Raw genomic sequence first — 23,291 nt, 5'->3', positions numbered from 1 at the left:
TTTTCAACTATGCGATTTTTCCTTCTAAATCTAGGATAAAAGCGTATTCCTTGGCTACTTCACGTAACGATTCAAACCTTCCGGATGCACCGCCATGACCGGCTTCCATGTTAATATGGAACAGTAATAAACAATTATTTTTTTTCAGTTCCCTTAATTTTGCCACCCATTTGGCCGGTTCAAAGTATTGCACCTGAGAATCGTGCAAACCTGTGGTCACTAACATATTAGGGTAATTTTGGGCCTTTACATTATCATAGGGCGAATATGATTTCATATACTCATAAAACCCCTTTTCGTTTGGATTGCCCCATTCGTCATATTCACCTGTAGTTAATGGTATAGAGTCGTCTAACATGGTAGTAACGACATCTACAAATGGAACTGCAGCAATGACTCCGTTGTAAAGGTCGGGTTGCATGTTTATGATTGCCCCCATCAAAAGTCCTCCTGCAGAACCGCCCATGGCGTATAAATGTTCCGCACTTGTCATCTTTTGTTCGATCAAGAACTTTGAACAATCTATGAAGTCGGTGAACGTATTTTTTTTATGCAGTAATTTTCCGGTTTCATACCATTTCCTACCTAAATATTCCCCTCCCCTTACATGTGCTATGGCATAGACAAATCCACGATCCAGTAAACTTAACCTGACCGTTGAAAAATAAGGGTCTATGGTTGAACCGTATGAACCATATGCATATTGGAGCACCGGTGTTTGTTCGTTTAGCTCAGTATCATTCCTATATACTATGGACATGGGCACCTTGACCCCATCACGTGCAATTGCCCATATTCTACGTTCGGTGTAATTTTCTTTCTTAAATTGCCCCCCTAGAACCTGTTGCTCCTTTTTAATTTCCTTTTCCCTAGTGCGCATGTTAAAATCTATCACCGAACTTGGTGTGGATAAGGAATTATAGGAATACCTTAAAATTTCAGTATCAAAATCTGGGTTGCTGCCCACATATGCTGTATAGGTTTCCAATTGAAAAGGCAGATAATAATCCTCGGTACCGTCCCAACGAATGATCCTAATTTTATTAAGACCGTTCTCCCTTTCGGACAGCACGTAATACTCTTTAAATATATCAATATCCTCTAACAGGACATTTTCCCTATGTGGTATGAATTCCTGCCAATTAATTGACGAGGTATTACCTTCATCAACCTTCATTATTTTAAAGTTCTCTGCCTTATCCTTATTGGTCAGGATATAGAAGTTATTTTCATAATGGAAAATGGTATACTCCAATCCACGGGTTCTAGGGGAGAAAATTTTAAACTCGCCGTCCGGATTGTCCGTAGGTAAAATTCTAAACTCGGAAGTTAGCGTGCTAAATGACCCTATGACCAAATATTTTTTTGATTTTGTACGGTAAATAAACGTACTGAACGTTTCATCCTCTTCATGAAAAACCAGTACATCGTCTGAGGTAGGCGTACCCAGTTTGTGTTTATAAATTTTATCCGAACGTAGTGTTACGGGGTCTTTACGGGTATAAAACAGTGTTTCATTATCATTGGCCCAAACACCGCCTCCTGTGGTATTCTCTATTCTATCTTCATAAACGGTACCGGTTTCCAAATTTTTAATTTGCATAACGTACTGTCTCCTAGAAACAGTATCTACACCAAATGCAGCTAATTTATTATTAGGACTAATAGCTATACCTCCAAGGCTAAAATAATCATGGCCTTTAGCCATATCGTTGCCATTGAACATAACCTCTTCAGCTGCCTCCAATGTTCCTTGATACCTTGAGTATAGAGCATATTCGCTACCAATTTCATATCGGGTGCTATACCAATATCCATTTAGTTTATAAGGTACGGAGGAATCATCTTCCTTAATACGGCCTTTCATCTCTAAAAACAAGGATTCCTGAAATTCCTTGGTATGGGCGGTAAGGGATTCGTAATAGGCATTTTCCGCATTTAAATATGAAATTACCTCTTGATCTTCTTTTTGGTTCATCCAATAATACTCATCTATACGAACATCATTGTGCTTGATCAATTCTTTGGGAATTTTCCTTGCAACCGGTGCTTTTTTACCCTCCATAACCTATTTATCTATAAAGTGCGCAAAAATAAGACTAATTCACAGAAGCCCTAAGATTTGTAAAAGGAAAAAAGAACTGCCTTTTTATTATTTTTGCAAACAACAATAAAACAAAAATTATGTTTGGAGATATGATGGGAATGATGGGTAAACTTAAAGAAACCCAACAAAAAGTTGAGGCAACGAAGAAAAGACTGGATACCGTTACGTTAAATGAAAAATCAAGCGACGGTTTACTAAATGTTACCATAACAGCCAATAGACAAATAAAGGCCATAGATATTGACGATTCTTTACTAGCGGACAAAGAGCAGTTAGAAGATTATCTAATCCTCACCATTAACAAAGCTATTGAGCAGGCTACAAAGGTCAACGAAACAGAATTGGCGGCTGTCGCAAAAGAGGGCATGCCCAATATTCCTGGTATGGATTCGTTATTCAAGTAATACTGGCAAGTTTTTTGCACTGGATATATAAATTTATATAATGAAACATTTATTGGTAATACTGTTATTCCCGTTAATTATTTCTGCACAGGCAGACCTATCGATAACGGAAAATTCAAAATGGCTCACAGATTACGACACAGCTGTGTCCAAGGCAAAAAAACAAGATAAGAATATACTTCTGTATTTTACAGGAAGTGATTGGTGCCCGCCTTGTAAGATGTTAAAACAGGATTTATTTGAAACCGATGGTTTCAAGACGCTTTCTAAGAACTATATATTACTATATGTAGACATTCCAAGAAACAAGGATATCCTATCAAAGAAACAATTGGAACACAACAAGGAATTATTGGGCAAATATAACGCCCGAAAAGTCTTTCCCCTACTAAAGGTATTAAATGCAAAGGGCAAGGAACTGGATGAACTTTCAGGATATAGTATGAACGGGGTGGTAGATTCCCATCTTAATTTACTGGAAAGGAACAAATAATTTTCTTAGATATTAACAATAGAAAAAGGGCTTACACCAACAAGTAAGCCCTTTCATTTAAACAACTAAAACCAACCAATTAGTTATTTATCAATCTAAACTGAGTTCTTCTGTTTACGGCATGTTCCCTAGCTGTACAAGAAACACCATCCTTACATCTGTTCAATAATTTTGTTTCACCATAACCGTTCGCTACCAAAAGACTAGAGTTGATACCTTTGGAAATTAAGTAATCCGCAACAGCCTTAGCTCTTCTTTCGGATAAATCTTGATTGGAAGCAGCTCCTCCTTGCGAATCTGTATGTGAAGCCAATTCAACCTTAACACCAGGGTTTTGAGCCAAGACAGGTAACAATCTGTTATCGATAATACTTTTTGCCTGTGAAGTCAAAGTTGCGCTACCAGAATCCCAGTTAATAGGCAATGCTTGATACTCAACCAAAGCACATTCAACTTCTTTCCAAGTTGTAAGGCCACCTTTTTTACTTAATACTTCTCTAGTAATAGTTCTAGTTTTTGCAGGTATGGTCTCTTCTACCGTATAAGCATCCTTATCCAAAACCGTTTTAGTAATCTCCTTATATTCTGCAGGAATGATTTTTTCAACAACTGTAGCCGGAGAAATCAATACTCTTTTAGTGTAAGAACCATTTGTAGAACCTAACGGTGTAGAAGTTGTAGATGCGGCATTGGCAAGAACTTGGGTTGAAACCGTTTCAAATTCCGCAGGATACCCTTTATAACACCAGTATCTACAATCGTCTGGATTACCAGATTCACAATCAGGCGCTGCAACACCTAGCTCCCATTGCGCATATGCAGGTTTAATTTCTAAAGTTTCTGAACTAGGGGAAAAAGATGCAGGAATAACTTTTAATGAATTTCCACCACCTTTAGATACGTAAGTTACAGTCTCTGTACCCCATTTAGCAGGTACTACCGTTAATACTTTTTCTTCTTCCTTTACCAACACACGTTCCGTAATTGTCTTAAATGTCGCGGGCATTGTTTTTAATATTTTATAGGAAGGGGCCGTAGTGATCGTTACAGTTTCGTTTACATACACATCTGGAGTTGTACAACGAACATAACATTTACCCGGTTCTGGATTTTCAGGTAAATCTTGTGCCATTGCAAAAGATGCGGTCAAGAATGCAATTGATAATAATACTTTTTTCATTGTAATTAGTGTTTAAAATTTAATAATGGTTATTTAATATGAATGAGATAGATATTGGTTTTTTTGATTCAAAAAGGATTGTAAATTTTATCCATATTGAAGAATTCAACCTCGTTCATTTAGTAAGACACACTATTATTTGATAGGTCACTAATTTTTTGAAAAATTATTATTTATCTTTAAAAGATATGATCAAGATCAATAAAAAAAAGGAGGGCGTTTATATTTTTAAGCTTAAATCTACCAATGGCCGCACCCTATTAAAAAGTGTTCCTTTTTCCAGTAAGGACGACTTGGATAAAACTTTGCAGGAGATTAAGACCAAGCGTAATTTAACAGCAAAAGTGTTTGAACGCAAAACCACTACTGATGGCAAATTTTTGGTTCAGTTAAAGAATTCTTTGGGCGAAACCATTGGGTCCAGCGGTCTATATTCCTCTGAAGCAGGCATGGAAAACGGCATATTAAACATAAAGAATAGTTTAAATACGGAGGACTAAAGAATTTGAAATATTAAAAAGAAACTAATTGTGATAACAATTGCTCATGCATAGCCTGGGTATAATCCAAATGCGTTACCATACGCAACTTACCCTGACCCATTCCTATGATTAGAATATCCTTTTCTTTTAATTTTTCCACAAAGTCCATGCTTGTCATGTACGATTCATCAATTTCAAAAATGACTATATTGGTTTCAATGGGCTCCACTTTTTTTATAAATGGTCTTGCAACCAAAACCTCCCCTATTTCCTTTGCTCTTTGGTGATCCTCAGCAAGACGATCTATATGATGGTCCAATGCATATATAGCTGCTGCGGCCAAAAAACCGGATTGCCGCATACCGCCCCCAAATAATTTTCGTATTCGTATTGCTTGCTCCATATGCTCCTTTGTGCCCAATAACAATGAGCCTACCGGACAACCCAAACCTTTGCTCAAACAGACGCTGACCGTATCAAAAAGTTGACCATACTGCAAAGGGCTCTCTTTCTTTTCCACCATTGCATTCCATAATCGTGCTCCGTCAAGATGGTAGCCCAACTTATGTTGCTTACATACTTCACCAATTTTTTCAAGCTCATTGAAATCCCAACAAGTTCCACCGCCCTTGTTGGCGGTATTTTCTACGCAGACCAAAGAGGTTAACGGACTATGATAAAAATCTGGAGGATTAATGGCCGATACTATTTGGGCAGCCGTCATGGTTCCCCTATTGCCATCTATTAACCTACACGAGACACCACTATTAAAACTTACCCCTCCACCTTCATAATTATAGATGTGGGCATATTTGTCGCAAATAAGTTGCTCCGCAGGTTGTGTGTGCAATTTTATTGCGGTTTGGTTGGTCATGGTACCACTAGGAAAAAAGAGGGCCGCCTCCATTCCAAAAAGGTGTGCTACTTTTTGTTCCAAGGCATTTACGGTAGGGTCTTCCTTAAATACGTCATCACCTACCGTTGCCGACATCATGGCATCTAACATGCCCGCCGTGGGCTTCGTTACGGTGTCACTAATAAGATTTATCTGCATAAATATTTGTTGCTAAATTTAGTGAAAACAGTCCATACCAATTGGAGAACCATCTGGTATTGCAGGTGAAGGAATTACTTTGAACAATTCTGGATGGTCATAAAAATCTTTAATTCTTTTTACCATCTCCCCTTTAATAGGGTCCGTATGTTGTTCAGGTGCAAAATCCTGTGATATCTTTCTTAACTGCGCATTTGTAATCGCATTTACCTGTGGAGCCACATTGGGGTGGTTTGCCAAATTCATGATATGTGTTAGGACCCTAAAATTAATAGTTACCTGCGCCTCGTTCAAATAGGCGTCCTTATGCTTTTTCATTAATGTATTCGCTACCAATTCGTCAAGTACCTCCTGTAATCCAATATTTTTTTGGTCGATGGATTTTTGCTGAATCAGTCTTGAAGCTCTTTCCGGATGCAATAAAAAGCCCAAGGTCATATCTGCAGCAGTTTCCACAGCGGAAAGGGCATCAAATGTAAGTCCTGTCTTCCCGTTAATGGATTCCCGTGTTCTAGGATGTCCAAAGGCACGAGGCGGAAACAATTTCAACTTATCCTTCGGAATAGCGATAACCTCCGCATTAACGGTATTTAGGATACTGGTCAGCGCATCTTTCTGCATGTCTTTATCCGCAATTTCAACAATGTTCTGGCCATCTCCTTTAACCGCATAATTATATTCCAACCCTCCAATAAGCTTTGCTACAGCCTCTGTTTGGTATCTATGAAAGAAATAAAGGGGCACAAAAACATCTTCTAATACGGCAAAGGCCTCCCCAGTTCTAATATTGTTCTCCGAAAAATTATTAATTGCCGTTTTCCTGATTTTTAGCATTTCATCCAGTTCCTTACTTACATTGGTACCGTTGTCCCATAAGTGTGCAAGAACATGTGCGCTACCTTGGGGCCTTGCATCTTGATCGGTTATAAAGCGTAGGCCGTTAGCTGTAGCTTGGTCCAAAATTTTATCCAATTCTTCTTTTTCGTTTACACCTTCAGGAAAGGTTTCATATGAATACGCAACGGAAACCTTGTCCCATTCTCCAATACCATTTTCATAGGCATTTGAAAATTCCACTTCACCATTTTGTAATGTAAATTGCGGGTGGGGATAGTCCATCACCGAAGCTTTATTTGTGGTACTGGCAGCATAATTATGCGCAAAACCAAGGGTGTGGCCAATTTCATGGGCAGATAATTGTCTAATACGTGCTATGGCCATTTGTAACATTGGTTCAATATTATCGTCCCGTTCTGCAAAAGGTTGTTTCATTAAGGCCTGTGCAATTAAAAAATCCTGCCTTATGCGCAAACTACCTAGGCTTACGTGGCCTTTCATTATTTCACCTGTACGTGGATCCGTTATACTGCTACCATAGCTCCAACCTCTGGTTGACCTATGCACCCATTGTATAACGTTGTAGCGTACATCCAATGGATCTGCATCATCCGGTAAGATCTTGACTTGAAATGCATCTTTGTAACCTATGGCTTCAAATGCTTGATTCCACCATCTACCCCCTTCCAAAAGGGCCGTACGTACCGGTTCTGGGGTGCCGTTGTCCAAATAATATATTATTGGTTCTACGGCTTCGCTCAATTTGGCAGTAGGGTCCTTCTTTTCAAGTCTATGTCTTCTAATGAATCTTTTTAAGATTGACGATTCTACCGGGGTCGCATAATCATAATAACTAAAAGGTGATGCTCCGGAACGCGGATCAAACTCCCGTGGTTCATAACCATCGTCCGGCAAGGCTATAAAAGAATGATGCTCGGCAACGGTTATCAAATTGGCATTGGGGGCCACACTTCTAATATAACTTCCGGCAGGCTCACCTTTAAAAGTAAGTGTTACATCAAATTCTACGTTTTGCGGAAAAGCTTTTGTCCGTTCCATAGCCATGGCGCTTTTTGACTTGTCCAAACTATAAGCGCCCTGCTTAGTTCGCTTTAAACGATTGGCAACGCCATGTGCATCCTGCATTAGAAAATCGGTAATATCTATGATATAGGTGCCATTTTTATCTTCCACTATAGGAAAACCATAAAGAATAGATTTTGCAAACGCCTGTTCCACCGAGATACGTTCCAATTCATTTTCCGTATTGGCCCTGAATTTTAAATTTGGCTGCACCAAAAGCAATTTACCACCTGCCTTTTTAAAATAAACAACCTGCTCGTCTCCCAATTGGCCGCGATCCAAACCTATATCATTACTTCCTATACCACTACTTAAGGAATAGACATACAAAAATTCCTTGTTCAATTCCTTTACCTCCAAAAATATTTTATCTGTTTTTTCTTCATAGAAAAAATCAAAAAAGCCATCATACTTTTTAAGGTCATTTTTTTTATCGCTGAACTGGCCCAACATTACATTGGCCGTTACCAATAACAATATGAATAGTGGCAGGTAATTTTTTTTCATGATCGTATAGTTTTTTCTAAAAGTATAGAAAAAGTAAGGAATACTAAAGACAACCTTATATCAAAATATGAAAAAACAGGCTTGATAAATAATGTGCCTAATTATTATTAAATATAAATTTCAACATGCCAATTAATATAAATATCACACCTATAAATCATACAATTTCATGTACCTTTTAGGAAAACAACTTCTATGGCAAACATTGAGAGTCAAATATTTGCATCGTACCTTAGAAACCCCGATTTATATGATGAATTATACAATAGGGAAGGCAAAATTTCTGAGGTGTATCAAAAATTATTCAATCTTTATGGAGAACATTCTATAAGCGATTATATAAATCTGAACTCAAAGGCAAAATCCTCTTTCTTTAATCAAGGAATTACCTTTCAAGTGTACGATGACAAGACCGTACAGGAAAAAATTTTTCCTTTTGATCTGTTTCCTCGCATTATAGATGCCAATGAATGGGAAATCATAGAACGGGGCTCTATACAAAGAAGCAAAGCCTTAAATTTATTTTTATGGGACATTTATCACGACAAAAAAATTTTAAAGGATAAAATTGTTCCTTTGGACCTGATTACTTCATCCGCAAATTATCTGGATCAAATGAACGGGATCGATCCCCCCGGTGGTATTTACAACCATATTTCCGGAACGGATATCATTAAACATAAAGACGGTCAATATTATGTTTTGGAAGATAATATTAGATGCCCATCTGGTGTAAGCTATGTCATATGTAATAGAACAGCACTTAAAAAAGCCTTGTTTGGGGTATTTAACCATTATAAGACCCATGCGGTAACCAATTATGCAGAAAATCTTTTGGACCTTTTGGAAACTGTAAAACCAAATGGTGTTGACGTCCCCAATTGTGTAGTAATAACTCCGGGAATGTACAATTCTGCCTTTTACGAACATTCATATTTGGCCAAGACTATGGGCGTTGAACTTGTTGAAGGTAGGGATCTTTTTGTGGAGAACGATTTTGTCTATATGAAGACTATTAAAGGTCCGGAAAAGGTAGATGTAATCTATAGAAGAATTGATGATCAATTCATTGACCCGTTGGAATTTAAACCGGATTCTTCTTTAGGGGTACCTGGTTTGTTCGCCGCATACAAAAAAGGAAATGTAACCTTAGCTAATGCACCGGGTACCGGGGTAGCAGATGATAAAGCGGTTTACACCTACATGCCACAGATTATAAAATATTATTTAAACGAGGAACCTATTTTAAATAATGTACATACCTACCATTGTAGTAGGCCAGATGAATTGAAATATGTGCTAGAGAACATACAGGAACTGGTCATTAAACCTGTGGACGAAGCGGGCGGTTATGGCATTTCCATTGGAAATAGACTGACCACGGACGAAATAGCGGAAGTAAGGAAGGTCATTAAGGATAATCCTCGCAAATACGTGGCGCAGCCCATCATGTCATTATCGGTACACCCTACCTATATAGATGAAACAGAATCTTTTGAACAAAGACATGTGGACCTAAGAACATTTACGGTCTTAGGTAAGGACAAGGAATTTGTATTAAAAGGAGGGTTAACACGTGTAGCGCTAAAAAGGGGAAATTTAATCGTAAACTCCTCTCAAGGTGGAGGATCAAAGGACACATGGGTTCTAAAAAAATAAAAACTATATGTTAGCAAGAGTAGCCAATAACCTTTTTTGGATGGGTCGTTATATAGAACGATCGGAACACATAGCACGGTATTTAAACGTAAACTATTTTTCTTCCTTGGATGCACCCAACCAAAAATCGCAAAATAGACAATTTGTACTCCGTTCCATGATGTTTATGGTTGGCAACCCAGTAAACGATGAAGATCAAATTTTAAATGAAGCCGATATTTTGTATAAAATAGGTCTTGATCCCAATTACAGTTTTTCAATTCTGAACAATGTAAAATACGCAAGGGAAAATGCAAATAGCGCTCGCGATTTAATATCAACGGAACTCTACGAAGCCATAAATAAGTTTTACCATTTTGTAATAAATTACCCTGCAGAGGTTTATGTTAAAAATGGCCTGCATGACTTCACCAATAATATTACGGAGATGACTGCGGTACTAAGAGGTAAAATAAGGGGAACTTTATTACATGATGCCACCTATGCTACTATTTTAATGGGGGTGAATATTGAAAGAGCCACCCAAATTACCCGTATGATAAATGCAAAATATAACGATGCCCTAATGGCACAAGGCAGTTATGGCGATAAATTCAGCAAGAGTTTTGAATGGACCACTTTATTAAAATGCGCAGAGTCATATGATATGATGCGTAGGTATTACAAAAAAGCACCAACAAGCATTTCAACGTTAGAATTTTTGATCTTGAATCCTAATTGTCCTAGATCGGTAATGAACGCGCTTAATCAAGTAAATGAACATGTAAAGGTATTGAACCCTGAAAAACGATATAACAAGGATTCTACAGCATTTTTAATTGGTAGGGTCAGGTCAGAATATGAGTTTAAATATATCGAAGAAATTGAGAATGATATAAAATCCTTTATTGAAAATATTCTGAATAGTTTGGATAAGATCAGTAATAAGGTAGATGCAGAGTTTTTTAATTATTAAACAGCACAAAACAAGTACCTTTGCCATGATGCCGAACAAATATGAAATTACCTATACCGCAGAAAATCATTATGACCATTGGGTATATGATGCATATTGGCAATTCCTTATTATACCCATGGAAAACCAAAGTCAATTTGGTGTTGAAATAGAATTTTATAATTCACTTTACGCAAATATTGAGTATTCTACCAATGGCTATGGTTTTAAAACCATAAGAATACACCCTAAAAAGAAGTTTGACAACATATCCTTCAAAGCCAATTTTGAATTTTTCAAGAAAGAAGAAAATCCATTTAACTTTCCATTAGATCTGGATATTTTCAAAGGTTACCAAATGCTTAAAAAACTTGATTTTAAAATATGTTTTGAACGTTTTTTGAAAGCCACTCAATTTACCCAATTGGAGAAAGCACATGAAACCATGTTTATCTTTGACCCCAAAACATCTATTTTTGACAATCTTCAAGCCCTTAACGACTGGACCTTTAAATTTATACAGTTTAAAACTGGTGTAACAGATGTTGACACTTTGCTGACGGAAATTGTGTTAAAAAAACAAGGTGTTTGTCAAGATTTTACGCATTTGTTCTGTGCATTGGCCAGAAAAAACGGGGTTCCTACCCGGTACGTATCAGGTTACTTAAACCAGGGAAGCGGTTTTTTTGGCGATTCTCAGATGCATGCTTGGGCAGAAGCATATATTCCTGAAATTGGCTGGAAAGGTTTTGACCCTACCAATAATATTTTGGCGAACATTAATCACATTAAAGTCTGTCACGGCAAGGATTACAATGATTGCGCCCCATTAAAAGGTGTGGTATATTCACAAGGAAGAAACCAGACTTCGCATACGGTAACCGTTCAAAGTCAACAATAGGTATTGTAAAAATTACTTCCCAAAGTATATAAAAGAGTCTTACTTTTACCTAAAATTTAAATTTATGAACATTACTACAGACCACTACAAAGGTCTTATAGATCGCCTTGGTGCGTTAAGGAGGTATCTTTGACATTGATGCCAAATTAATAGAAATAGAGAATGAACAGGAAAAGACCTTGGCCCCAGATTTCTGGAACAATCCACAGGAGGCCCAGGCACATATGAAATATATCCAATCCAAAAAGCAATGGGTAGATGATTACAATGCAGCAGAAGCCATTATTGCAGAATTGGAGGTATTGATAGAATTTCATCAAGAAGGCGAGGTTTCTGAAGATGAGGTAGCTGATCAATATGAAAAAGCCCTTAATGTTCTTGAAAAAATGGAATTCAAGAATATGTTATCTGAAGAAGGTGATGAATTGCCTGCAGTCCTACAAATAACCGCAGGTGCCGGTGGTACCGAAAGTTGTGACTGGGCGGCAATGCTCATGCGTATGTATATGATGTGGGCAGAAAAAAATGGATTTAAGATCAAGGAGCTCAATTATCAAGAAGGAGATGTAGCCGGTATAAAGACCGTAACGTTGGAGATAGATGGCGAATTCGGCTTTGGTTGGCTTAAAGGAGAAAACGGTGTACATAGATTGGTGCGTATTTCCCCTTTTGATAGTAACGCAAAACGGCATACTTCTTTTGTATCCGTATATGTATACCCTTTGGTAGATGATAGCATTGAGGTGGATGTCAACCCAGCGGATATTACGATTACTACCGCAAGATCCAGTGGTGCAGGTGGTCAAAACGTAAACAAAGTGGAAACCAAAGTACAGCTAACCCACCACCCAACGGGAATTCAGATTTCATGTTCAGACAGTAGAAGCCAGCATGACAACAGGGCTACTGCAATGAAGATGCTTAAATCGCAATTATATGAAATAGAATTGCGTAAAAAAATGGAAGCCAGGCAAGAAATAGAATCGTCTAAAATGAAGATTGAATGGGGTTCGCAGATTAGAAATTATGTCATGCACCCTTATAAACTGGTAAAAGATGTGCGTACCGGGGAAGAAACCGGAAATATAGACGCCGTAATGGATGGTGATATAGATAGGTTCTTAAAAGCCTTTTTAATGATGATGGGCCAAAAAGAGGAAGAGTAACACTTTTAAGGTTTACTGATGTTTTCCTATATTGTAAATTAAGTATACATATTAAAATACCATGATTAAGATCTACCATAATCCCAGATGTAGAAAATCTAGGGAAGGCCTTGAAATTTTAGAAAATTCTGGCAAGAAATTTGAAGTAATTAGATATCTGGATGATGTCCCAACGAAGAAGGAACTTAAACAAGTAATCAGCTGCCTGGACATTAAACCTATAAATTTGGTAAGGAAGTCAGAGTCAATTTGGAAGGAAAAATTTAAAAATAGACCATTGAGCGATGAAGAAATAATAGATGCAATGATATCCTATCCTAAACTAATAGAAAGGCCAATCGTTATTAAGAACAATAGTGCCGTTATTGGTAGACCACCAGAAAATATATCCAATCTAATTAATGGAGAGGTTTAAGTAGACCGTAAATATCTTAACAAATAATTAACCAAACACGGTTAAACCTAATTGAAAAATTATAATCAAAGCACATGAAAAAAGTAGCAAAATTCAGTAGTCTTAAGTTCTTGATCTTACTGTCGGTTCTATTTGCAGGTAGCGAGCTATATGCCCAATATGGATATGGTAGCGGTTATGGTTACGGCTCTAGGGGTGGTTATGGTTATGGCAGACAAAGAAGTTCCATACCGCAAGCTCAGGAGACCCAAAAAGAACCAGAGCCCAAAACTGCAGAGGAATTGGTAGATGGTGAAATGCCTAGAATTACAGAAGCTCTTGGATTAAATGAATTTGAGCAGGCAGTTTTAAGTTCGGTACTTAAAAAATATGTACAAGAACGAATAGAAGCTCAAATATTAAAGCTTCCTCCAGAAAAAATGAGGGAAGTTTATGATAATATTACAAAAAGACAGGACGAGGAATTAAAGGCTGGACTACCGTTAGAAAAGTACGAAGCCTTTGTTGCTTTACAAAAAGATGGTGTATCAAAAACACTGAAGAAAAAAAAGAAAAAAACTAAACGAAAGAAACCTAAAAATTAATTTGATGAAAAAACTTTTTCCCTTACTCCTAATTTTAGCTTTACAACCAATATTTAGCCAAACACCTCAAGGAGAAAGGGGAAGAGGCAATGGACAGGGGCCACGAGACGCTACACCCATTAAAATTACAGGAAAAGTACTGGACAAGGAAAACGACATTCCCTTGGAGTATGCCACCCTTGTATTGCAAAGTGTGGAAAACCCTGATCAGATTTCGGGTGGAATAACCGATTTGGACGGTAATTTTAATGTAGAGGCCAAGCCTGGCAAATACAATATTTCCATAGAATATATTTCATATAAGACATACAGGTTACCCAACCAAACCTTGACAGCATCTACAGATCTTGGCACCATAAGACTTGCCTTGGACGTTGCTCAGTTAGATGCCGTAGAAGTGGTAGGTGAGAAAACGACGGTAGAGGTTCGTTTGGATAAAAAAATATACAATATAGGTAAAGACCTTACCAATAGTGGTGCTACGATTACGGACGCCCTTAACAATGTACCTTCTGTAGATGTAGATGTAGAAGGCGCCATTAGCCTAAGGGGTAACGAAAATGTACGTATCTTGATAAATGGTAAACCATCTGCATTGGCAGGCTTTGGTTCTACAGATGCCCTTACTCAACTACCTGCGGACGCTATAGAAAAAGTTGAAGTAATTACCAGTCCGTCTGCCCGGTATGATGCCGAAGGAACAGCCGGTATTTTGAACATAATTCTTAAAAAAGAAAAAACTTTAGGCTTCAACGGCTCGGTAAATACGACTATTGGATACCCTGTTAATAGTGGTATAACCGTGAATGCCAATTTACGTACAGATAAATTTAATATTTTCAATACTACAGGTTATAGCTATAGAGATGCCCCTGGAAATGCATTTTTTGACAACACTTATACGTCAGGTAGTTTTGATAGAATTATAGAGGACAGGGAATATAATAGAATGCGTAAAGGCTTTAATACCAACCTTGGTCTTGAATATTTTATTACCGAAGAATCCTCTATTACCGGTAGTGTTTTTTATAGAACATCAGACAGTGAGGATAGTACGGAAAATACCAATCAACGATTTATTGATAGTGCAATAAGCAGTGAAACTTTTAGGACGGAGGATGAAACTGAAGATGATGAAAACTACCAATTCTCACTTAATTATGTGAATAACTTAGATGATGATGGTCAAAAATTAACGGTAGACCTTCAATACTCCAAAGGTGAAGAAACTAAATTTTCTATTATAGAAGAAAACAACACGGTACCTAACCAAAATTTGCTAGTACTTGAAAATGTATATGAGATTGAATCTGAAAACGAATATTTGGTACAAGCGGATTATGTATTGCCAATGGGTGATTCCCAATTTGAGGTCGGATATAGGGGCACGTTTGAAGAAGATGTAACGGATTATAGATTAGATTCCCTAAATCAATCTACCAATCAATTTGATATCAATGAAAATTTAACCAACATGTTCACCTATACAGAAAACGTAAATGCCCTGTATACACAATACGGTAATAAATTTGGAAAGTTTTCATTTCTTTTAGGCTTGCGTTTAGAGAATACCCAGCTAAAAGGTCAATTGGATTCTGAATTTGACACTACAGAATTGGAAGAGCAATTAGGTGTTGATGTAGATGTTAATTTCGATAAAAATTATTTAGGCCTGTTCCCTACCCTGAACTTTATTCTAGAAATTGCCGAAAATGAAAATATTTCGTTGGGTTATAATAGAAGGATAAATAGGCCTAGAGGTTGGTTTGTAAATCCTTTTCCTTCGCGTTCAAGTAGAACCAATATTTTTCAAGGTAACCCAGACTTAAATCCAGCATTTTCCAACGCTTTTGACCTAGGCTATCTAAAACGATGGGATAAGCTAACATTGACCTCATCTATTTATTACCAAAGAGAAACCGACTCATTTGAGAGAGTGCAGGAAGAAACGGGACAAACTACTACAGATGGTATAGAAATCATTAGGTCCATTCCTATAAACCTTTCTACAAATGACAGAATAGGTCTTGAGGCAGGTATGATGTATAACCCCACTAAGTGGTTACGCTTAAACTCTAGCTTTAACTTCTTTCAATTTTCTACAGAAGGTATGTTCAATGGTATTGATTATGGTGCCAACAATACAAGTTGGTTTGCCAGATTTAGCTCAAAAGTATCTTTACCATCTAAAATAGATTGGCAAACAAATGCTTTTTATAGAGGTCCGTCACAAAATGCTCAGACAGAAAGCAAGGGTATATTTTCTTTGAACCTAGCTTTTAGTAAGGACATTTTAGATGATAACGGAACCATATCTATGAATGTAAGCGATTTATTGAACTCAAGAAAAAGAAGGTCTTTTACAGAAACCGAGTTCTTTACTTCTGAGAGTGAATTTCAATGGAGAAGAAGACAAATTACCTTAGGGTTTGTATATCGATTTAATCAACCTAAAGAAAGGAATAGAAACGGGCGAGGCAATGGTCCCGGTGAAGGTGGCGAAGAAGAAATTGAAGGTTAATAAAATTTATAGATATAAAAAAAGAAGCCAATTGGCTTCTTTTTTTGTTTTAATATATTGTATCTCTAAGCCTCTCTTGCAGCCTTCTTTTTATCGCGTCTTTCTTTTAGCAATTCAATAATGTTTCCACCTAACCAGTAAGGGACAACAAATAATAACAAAAACATCATCAGCCAAAAACCAATGGTCAATATGGTTAAAAAAGCTAAAAATCCTAAATATTGGTCAAATTCAAACATATCTTATTCCTTATATTTTACAAAGATACCATAATCGAATTATTTTTTGCAAACGTTCCGTAAAATAAATTTAAGATTACCAACAATCTTGTCACCATAAAAATAAAAGTATGCCTTATTTTTGAGGCTATTAAAACGAAATAACCCAAGATTCATAAAAATAGAAAATATGGAATATAGAATCGAGAAAGATACCATGGGTAATGTAGAAGTACCCAAGGATAAATATTGGGGGGCGCAAACAGAGCGCTCTCGAAACAATTTTAAAATTGGCCCCGTTGCATCAATGCCGTTGGATATTGTATATGGATTTGCCTATTTAAAAAAATCCGCAGCATATGCCAATTGTGAACTTGGCGTCCTAGCGGTCGAAAAAAGAGATTTAATCGCTCAAGTATGCGATGAAATTTTAAAAGGTAAACATGATGACCAGTTTCCTTTGGTTATCTGGCAAACAGGTTCTGGAACACAAAGTAATATGAACGTCAATGAAGTTATTGCCAATAGGGCCCATGAAATTGCCGGTAAAGTCATTGGAGAAGGCGAAAAGACTATCCAACCTAATGATGATGTCAACAAATCGCAGTCCTCTAATGATACCTTCCCTACCGGTATGCATATTGCAGCCTATAAAAAAATTGTGGAGGTTACCATACCAGGAGTAACGCAATTAAGGGATACTTTAAAGAAGAAGTCCAAAGAATTTAAGGATGTGGTCAAGATTGGGCGTACCCATTTAATGGATGCTACTCCACTCACCCTTGGCCAAGAATTTTCAGGTTATGTATCTCAATTGGACCATGGCTTAAAAGCATTAAAAAACACCTTGTCCCATTTAAGTGAGCTGGCTCTTGGAGGCACTGCTGTTGGTACCGGACTCAATACACCGGAAGGATATGATGTTCTTGTAGCCAAATACATTGCTGAATTTACGGGAATGCCATTTATTACCGCCGAAAATAAGTTTGAGGCACTAGCCGCCCATGATGCCATAGTTGAAAGCCATGGTGCTTTAAAACAGCTTGCCGTATCCTTGAACAAAATAGCGAACGATATAAGGATGATGGCCTCAGGTCCCCGTTCTGGAATTGGTGAAATTATAATTCCAGCCAACGAACCTGGCAGTTCTATAATGCCAGGAAAAGTGAATCCTACACAATGTGAAGCTTTGACAATGGTGTGTGCTCAGGTAATGGGAAATGATGTGGCAATTAGTGTTGGCGGAACCCAAGGACATTATGAGTTAAATGTATTTAAGCCTATGATGGCGGCAAACATTTTACAATCTGCACAATTGATCGGTGATGCTTGTGTAAGTTTTGAGGAACACTGTGCGGCCGGTATAGAGCCCAATCATGAAGTTATTAAACAATTATTGAACAATTCATTAATGTTGGTAACTGCATTAAATACCAAGATTGGATATTATAAAGCTGCAGAAATTGCAAACACTGCCCATAAAAACGGGACTACATTAAAAGAGGAAGCAGTAAATCTGGGCTATGTAAGTGCAGAGGATTATGATAACTGGGTTAAACCGGAAAATATGGTGGGCAGTTTAAAGAAATAAGCAGAACACCCTCTTAAATACAAAAAGGCGACCAAATTGGTCGCCTTTTTTATTTTTTGAAGAAATTTTACTTTAAAACAAACTTAGAAGTTCCCAATAATTTTAATTGGTCATCATATACGTTCACCATATAATTACCATCCTTAAAATCTCCGGAAGGCTTATTAATGTAATCACACACATCCAAAGATTTGTTTTCAAAATAAAAATTGGTCTGTTTGCTATACGTAACGGAAGCACCATTATCATTTGTCTGGGAATTACTACCACCTAAAACATTGCCCTGTGGATCCAACACTTCTAAATAAAATGTTCTATCACCAGCTTGTGCAATAACATTATCGGCTACAGTAAAACAGATTTTAAATTTGTCCGTAGCCCTTGCACGTTGGGTTGAGACCAATTTACCGCTATTTCTTTCCTTAACGGCATCTACATTAAATTTAGATAAGTTCAAAGCAGAACCTTTTTCAACCACTTGGGCCAAGTTGGTGTTCTGTACTACTAATGAATCATTGAAAACAGTTTGTTTTTCCAACTCTACATATGTACTATCTCTTTGCATTGCAATCATTGAGTTAGATCTTGTTAAAGAATCAACCTGCTTTAATAATTGCTCTCTCTCCGCTTTCAATACACTTACTTGTCTTCTGTATCTTGACAAGGAACTAATATCAGCCTTCATCGTTTTAACAGAGTCAATATATTTTGCAATATTGTCCCTTGCACTTACCAACTCCTCATTAGTAGCATTGCTTTCCAATATAGCTTTGTCATATTCAGATTTTAAGCTATTTAAATCTTCGACTACCAATTCCTTTTCTTTAGAAAGAACAACTTCTGTCTTTTTCTTATCTTGATAAAGACTAACTGTGTAAATGATAGTTCCTAAAAGCACAACGCCTAAAAGGGCGGTTAAAACTTTTAAACCATTGTTATTTTTTGTTTCGGTCATAATTGTAAATTTAATAAAGTGTCTGTTTGTTAAGGTTATATACGAGTGGTTTTAAAATTTAGACTTTTTAAACGTTAAATTAATTTGGGATAAAATCCTCAAACCCTAATGAATCGTCTATCTTAGAGCTAATTTAACAAATAAATATCTACTGTGTTAACAATAGTAGCATTACCATTAAAAATAGTAGCATTACCATTAAAAAATGTTCATAATTTTACGATTTTAAAGAGGGTTCCCTACTATAAGAGACATACTTGAATCTTACAAAACTGATTTTTACAACAGCAATATATTACAGACCGGAAATGCAAATAACAATTTAAATACTATATGATGATAACTAAAAATTTAATTTTAATGGTATTGGCCGCCACCCTTATAATAGGATGTAAGGAAGATAAAAAACAGCCCAATACCAGTTCAGATACTATTGAGGAAGATGTGTCACAATCTACCGGTACAATAGAAAGGAAGGTACAAATAATTCCTATTGAACATGCTACAGCGGTTATTGAATGGGGAGAAACTACAATTTATATTGACCCAACAGGTGGTGCCGCTGCTTTTGAAGGGCAAAAGAAACCAGATATAATTTTAATTACAGATATTCATGGCGACCATTTTAATTTAGAAACATTGGAAGCCCTAGATACTTCTTCCGCAACCTTTGTAGTGCCTCAAGCCGTAGCGGATGATATGCCAGAGCAATATGCCCAGCAATTGGAAATATTGAACAATGGGGAAAATAAAGAGCTTTACCAAGTAGGTATAGAAGCTATACCAATGTACAATTTAAGGGAAGAGGCCAAAAACTTTCATGTAAAGGGACGTGGAAATGGATATGTGCTTACATTGGATGATCAACGTATCTATTTCTCTGGTGATACAGAGGATATTCCTGAAATGCGCTCTTTAAAAAATATTGACAAGGCCTTTATCTGCATGAACCTACCTTACACCATGACCGAGGAAAGTGCCGCCGCTGCAGTATTGGATTTCAAACCAAAACAAGTCTATCCTTACCATTATAGAGGTAGACCGGACGTTAGTGATGTAGAAAAATTTAAAAATTTGGTAAATGCAGCCAATCAAGATATTGAAGTTGTACAATTGGATTGGTACCCTAACGAAGAATATTAGAAAAACGACTTTCTAAAAATCAAAAAGCCCGCAATTGCGGGCTTTTTGTTATCTAATAAGTTTTTTGTATTTGATTCGCTTTGGCATTAAATCCCCTCCAAGTCGTTTTTTCTTGTTCTCTTCATAATCTGAAAAAGAGCCCTCAAAAAAGTAAACTTGGGAATTACCTTCAAAAGCCAAAATATGTGTACAGATACGATCTAAGAACCATCTATCGTGCGAAATAACTACAGCACATCCTGCAAAATTCTCCAAACCTTCTTCTAAGGCACGAAGCGTATTTACATCCAAGTCGTTGGTAGGCTCATCCAATAATAGCACGTTGCCTTCTTCCTTGAGTGTCATGGCCAAGTGTAAACGGTTACGCTCACCACCGGATAACATACTAACCTTTTTATTTTGTTCACTTCCAGAGAAATTGAACCTACTTAAATAGGCCCTGGAATTCACCTGTTTACCGCCCATCATGACCAGTTCTTGCTCGTCGCTAAAATTTTGCCAAATGGTTTTATCCGGATCTATGTTGGAATGACTTTGGTCAACATAGGCAATTTTAGCCGTATCCCCAGTAATAAACTCTCCTTTATCCGGAGTTTCCTCCCCCATTATCATTCTGAAAATTGTGGTCTTACCCGCACCATTTGGTCCAATTATCCCAACAATTCCCGCTTGGGGTAATTTAAAATTCAAGTCTTCATACAACAATTTATCATCATATGCCTTACTTACCCCATTGGCCTCAATAACATTTGTTCCCAGACGGGGTCCGTTTGGAATATAAATCTCCAGTTTCTCATCAAGCTGTTTTTGGTCTTGGCTCATCAGCTTGTCATAATTCTTTAAACGAGCCTTTTGCTTGGTCTGCCTACCTTTTGCCCCTTGACGAACCCATTCCAATTCTCGCTCCAATGTTTTCTGTCTTTTGGAAGCCGTTTTACTTTCCTGGGCCAAACGTTTGGATTTTTGATCTAACCAAGAGGAATAGTTCCCCTTCCAAGGAATGCCTTCTCCCCTATCCAATTCAAGGATCCAACCGGCAACATTATCCAAAAAATACCTATCATGGGTAACGGCTATGACCGTACCCTTATATTGTGCCAAATGATGTTCCAGCCAATGTACCGATTCTGCATCCAAATGGTTTGTTGGCTCATCCAATAAAAGAATTTCAGGTTCCTGCAACAACAATCTGCATAATGCCACCCTTCTTCTTTCCCCTCCGGACAATACCGCTATTTTTTTATCGGGTTCTGGCGTACGTAGGGCATCCATGGCAATTTCCAGTTTGGTATCCAATTCCCAAGCGTTGGCAGCATCAATTTTATCCTGCAATACCGCCTGTTGATCCATTAATTTCTGCATTTTATCCGCATCCTCATATACCTCTGGAAGACCAAACATATCATTGATCTTATTGTATTCATCCAAAATGGCAACGGTTTCCGCTACACCTTCCTTTACAATTTCCAATACGGTCTTGTTTTCATCCAATTCGGGCTCTTGCTCCAAATAGCCCACTTTGTAGCCGGGAGAGAATACTACATCCCCTTGAAAATTTTTATCGACCCCGGCAATAATCTTCAACAAGGTTGATTTACCGGACCCGTTCAGTCCCAAAATACCTATCTTGGCACCGTAAAAGAAACTTAAATAAATATTCTTTAATACCGGTGTATTGGCATTTTTATAGGTTTTCGTAACTCCTGACATGGAGAAGATTACCTTCTTATCATCTGACATAAAATACTGTATTAATTGAATTATTATAACCCTGTAGATATTTTATACCCACAGTTGAACCAAGAAGTCCTAAACCCTGCCTTTAAGTGCGTTGAAAACCCAGGCAATGGCAAAGAAACCTATACCTACGGATGCAAACCCCCATCCTGCAACATCATCATAACGAAAAGCGCCTAATGCGATCAAGGCCAAGCCTACAAATATCATAATAAAAGTGGCCCATGCGAGCACTGTGTTCTTGTTCATGTTCTATTGAATTATAAATTAAGCGAACTTCAAATATCGTAAATTTTAAAACATCTGTCCAATTTTAACTATGCTATTATTCAAAGGGGAAAACAATTCCTGTTTTACTCCTTACGGTATCCATAATTTCTATTAAATCCAAGCTGTTCTTATGGCTCCATAAACTACTTTCCTTTTTTCCTGAGTTTAGGCAAGTATGTACCTCTTCAATTTCATGTGTATAGCCTTTTCCAAGCTTACCTACTTCATTTACAGTAGAGTCTCCATCAACTTCCAAGGTATATCCTGTTGTTTCGTGCCATCTTGGATGAATATAGATAGATCCCTTGCTACCTGCAATTTCTGCTTTCATTTCAGAATTGGAGTTTAAACCGCTATAAAGCATAGCCTGGGCTTTTTCATAACTAAAAATCATACTGACCTGCATTTCTACACCAGTTTTAAAAAAATGTGCAGAAGCTTTGATATCCTTGGGCATACCCAATAACAAATACGATAGAAAAATGGGATAGATACCAATATCCAATAACGAACCACCGGCAAGAGATGTATTCAAGAGCCTGCCTTTTTCATCCCTATCCAATGCATAGAAAGCAAAGTCTGCATGTAAATATCCAATATCGCCAATGCTACCATCGTCTACCATTTCCTTGACTTTTTTAATGGTTGGGTTAAACCTGCTCCATAAGGCTTCCATTAAAAAAACATTTTGTGCCCTTGCCACCTGAAACATTTCCTTGACCTGATCTTTATTGACCCCAATAGGTTTTTCACAGAGTACATTAATACCATGGTTCATGGCGGCAATACTTAGTTCTGCATGAGAAGTGTGCGGTGTGGCTATATATACGACATCTACCGTATTACTTTTAAACAGCTCCTCATAACTTCCATAAGCATTTGGCGCTCCGTAAATTGCCGCAAAGCCCTTTGCCTTTTCCAAATCTCTTGAAGCTACCGATACCAGCTCACCACCACGGACCAAAGCCAAATCCTTTGAAAAACTATGTGCTATATTTCCGGCACCAACTATACCCCATTTAATCATACTTTCTATTTTTGTTGCATGTA

The 23,291-nt window shown here is 37.3% G+C and carries 21 protein-coding genes; 12 read left to right on the top strand and 9 right to left on the bottom strand.

The window, feature by feature from the left end; genetic code table 11:
- Window positions 1-7 precede the first annotated feature (7 nt).
- Complete coding sequence (locus JM81_RS00535) at window positions 8-2,065, bottom strand: S9 family peptidase (protein WP_144800264.1); 2,058 nt, start codon at window positions 2,063-2,065, stop codon at window positions 8-10.
- A gap of 119 nt (window positions 2,066-2,184) precedes the next feature.
- Between JM81_RS00535 and JM81_RS00530 the strand changes: the two genes are divergently transcribed.
- Together JM81_RS00530 and JM81_RS00525 are read left to right on the top strand one after the other, a co-directional pair.
- Window positions 2,185-2,511, top strand: a complete 327-nt coding sequence (locus JM81_RS00530; protein ID WP_144800263.1) for a YbaB/EbfC family nucleoid-associated protein — start codon at window positions 2,185-2,187, stop codon at window positions 2,509-2,511.
- 40 nt (window positions 2,512-2,551) lie between these two features.
- Window positions 2,552-3,004: a thioredoxin family protein gene (locus tag JM81_RS00525; RefSeq protein WP_144800262.1), complete on the top strand. Its 453-nt coding sequence runs from the start codon at window positions 2,552-2,554 to the stop codon at window positions 3,002-3,004.
- A gap of 79 nt (window positions 3,005-3,083) precedes the next feature.
- Here JM81_RS00525 and JM81_RS00520 read toward each other — a convergent pair whose 3' ends face one another.
- Window positions 3,084-4,184: an OmpA family protein gene (locus JM81_RS00520; RefSeq protein WP_144800261.1), complete on the bottom strand. Its 1,101-nt coding sequence runs from the start codon at window positions 4,182-4,184 to the stop codon at window positions 3,084-3,086.
- A gap of 188 nt (window positions 4,185-4,372) precedes the next feature.
- Here JM81_RS00520 and JM81_RS00515 point away from each other — a divergent pair, with 188 nt between their 5' ends.
- Window positions 4,373-4,684, top strand: a complete 312-nt coding sequence (locus JM81_RS00515; RefSeq protein ID WP_089261516.1) for a DUF1508 domain-containing protein — start codon at window positions 4,373-4,375, stop codon at window positions 4,682-4,684.
- 13 nt (window positions 4,685-4,697) lie between these two features.
- Here the strand turns inward: JM81_RS00515 and JM81_RS00510 are convergent, their stop codons facing one another.
- Both JM81_RS00510 and JM81_RS00505 read right to left on the bottom strand, forming a co-directional pair.
- A complete protein-coding gene (locus JM81_RS00510) occupies window positions 4,698-5,720 on the bottom strand; it encodes a threonine aldolase family protein (protein ID WP_144800260.1) in 1,023 nt (340 codons plus the stop codon).
- Between the two features lie 18 nt (window positions 5,721-5,738).
- Window positions 5,739-8,147, bottom strand: coding sequence for a zinc-dependent metalloprotease (locus tag JM81_RS00505; protein ID WP_144800259.1), 2,409 nt, complete (start codon window positions 8,145-8,147; stop codon window positions 5,739-5,741).
- 195 nt (window positions 8,148-8,342) lie between these two features.
- On the opposite strand from JM81_RS00505, the gene JM81_RS00500 reads away from it, so the two are divergent.
- The 7 genes from JM81_RS00500 (at window position 8,343) to JM81_RS00470 (ending at window position 16,327) form a co-directional block, all read left to right on the top strand.
- Window positions 8,343-9,806, top strand: a complete 1,464-nt coding sequence (locus JM81_RS00500; RefSeq protein ID WP_144800258.1) for a circularly permuted type 2 ATP-grasp protein — start codon at window positions 8,343-8,345, stop codon at window positions 9,804-9,806.
- 7 nt (window positions 9,807-9,813) lie between these two features.
- Complete coding sequence (locus tag JM81_RS00495; protein WP_144800257.1) at window positions 9,814-10,761, top strand: alpha-E domain-containing protein; 948 nt, start codon at window positions 9,814-9,816, stop codon at window positions 10,759-10,761.
- A gap of 25 nt (window positions 10,762-10,786) precedes the next feature.
- Window positions 10,787-11,641, top strand: coding sequence for a transglutaminase-like domain-containing protein (locus JM81_RS00490; RefSeq protein WP_261374917.1), 855 nt, complete (start codon window positions 10,787-10,789; stop codon window positions 11,639-11,641).
- Window positions 11,642-11,705: 64 nt separating this feature from the next.
- Window positions 11,706-12,807 (top strand): peptide chain release factor 2 gene (gene prfB, locus JM81_RS00485; protein ID WP_245838943.1). Its coding sequence is split into 2 segments (ribosomal slippage): window positions 11,706-11,771 and window positions 11,773-12,807, totalling 1,101 coding nucleotides; the frame shifts between segments, so codons are not numbered across the junction.
- A gap of 61 nt (window positions 12,808-12,868) precedes the next feature.
- The gene (gene arsC, locus JM81_RS00480; protein WP_144800256.1) at window positions 12,869-13,222 is read left to right on the top strand and encodes an arsenate reductase (glutaredoxin); all 354 of its coding nucleotides are present in this window, start codon (window positions 12,869-12,871) and stop codon (window positions 13,220-13,222) included.
- 74 nt (window positions 13,223-13,296) lie between these two features.
- Window positions 13,297-13,806 carry a hypothetical protein gene (locus JM81_RS00475; protein WP_179213204.1) on the top strand — a complete coding sequence of 170 codons (510 nt, stop codon included), beginning with the start codon at window positions 13,297-13,299 and terminating at the stop codon, window positions 13,804-13,806.
- A 4-nt stretch (window positions 13,807-13,810) separates the two neighbouring features.
- A complete protein-coding gene (locus tag JM81_RS00470; protein WP_144800255.1) occupies window positions 13,811-16,327 on the top strand; it encodes an outer membrane beta-barrel family protein in 2,517 nt (838 codons plus the stop codon).
- Between the two features lie 65 nt (window positions 16,328-16,392).
- Here JM81_RS00470 and JM81_RS18355 read toward each other — a convergent pair whose 3' ends face one another.
- Complete coding sequence (locus tag JM81_RS18355; protein WP_186435509.1) at window positions 16,393-16,566, bottom strand: hypothetical protein; 174 nt, start codon at window positions 16,564-16,566, stop codon at window positions 16,393-16,395.
- 169 nt (window positions 16,567-16,735) lie between these two features.
- On the opposite strand from JM81_RS18355, the gene fumC reads away from it, so the two are divergent.
- The gene (gene fumC, locus JM81_RS00465) at window positions 16,736-18,136 is read left to right on the top strand and encodes a class II fumarate hydratase (protein WP_144800254.1); all 1,401 of its coding nucleotides are present in this window, start codon (window positions 16,736-16,738) and stop codon (window positions 18,134-18,136) included.
- Between the two features lie 67 nt (window positions 18,137-18,203).
- On the opposite strand, the gene JM81_RS00460 is transcribed toward fumC, so the two are convergent.
- Window positions 18,204-19,091: a hypothetical protein gene (locus tag JM81_RS00460; protein ID WP_144800253.1), complete on the bottom strand. Its 888-nt coding sequence runs from the start codon at window positions 19,089-19,091 to the stop codon at window positions 18,204-18,206.
- A gap of 336 nt (window positions 19,092-19,427) precedes the next feature.
- On the opposite strand from JM81_RS00460, the gene JM81_RS00455 reads away from it, so the two are divergent.
- The gene (locus tag JM81_RS00455; RefSeq protein ID WP_144805535.1) at window positions 19,428-20,234 is read left to right on the top strand and encodes an MBL fold metallo-hydrolase; all 807 of its coding nucleotides are present in this window, start codon (window positions 19,428-19,430) and stop codon (window positions 20,232-20,234) included.
- A 48-nt stretch (window positions 20,235-20,282) separates the two neighbouring features.
- Here the strand turns inward: JM81_RS00455 and ettA are convergent, their stop codons facing one another.
- The 3 genes from ettA to JM81_RS00445 form a co-directional block, all read right to left on the bottom strand.
- Complete coding sequence (ettA, locus tag JM81_RS00450; RefSeq protein ID WP_089261539.1) at window positions 20,283-21,974, bottom strand: energy-dependent translational throttle protein EttA; 1,692 nt, start codon at window positions 21,972-21,974, stop codon at window positions 20,283-20,285.
- A 69-nt stretch (window positions 21,975-22,043) separates the two neighbouring features.
- Window positions 22,044-22,220, bottom strand: a complete 177-nt coding sequence (locus JM81_RS18350) for a CAL67264 family membrane protein (protein ID WP_089261541.1) — start codon at window positions 22,218-22,220, stop codon at window positions 22,044-22,046.
- Between the two features lie 76 nt (window positions 22,221-22,296).
- Window positions 22,297-23,268, bottom strand: coding sequence for a Gfo/Idh/MocA family protein (locus JM81_RS00445; RefSeq protein ID WP_315897735.1), 972 nt, complete (start codon window positions 23,266-23,268; stop codon window positions 22,297-22,299).
- Window positions 23,269-23,291 lie beyond the last annotated feature (23 nt).

The sequence above is a fragment of the Maribacter sp. MAR_2009_72 genome (assembly GCF_007827235.1).
In the GTDB taxonomy this organism is placed as follows: Bacteria; Bacteroidota; Bacteroidia; order Flavobacteriales; family Flavobacteriaceae; genus Maribacter; species Maribacter sedimenticola.
The sequence above is the reverse complement of the archived record's forward strand: the minus strand, read 5'-3'. Positions and strand labels throughout refer to the sequence as shown.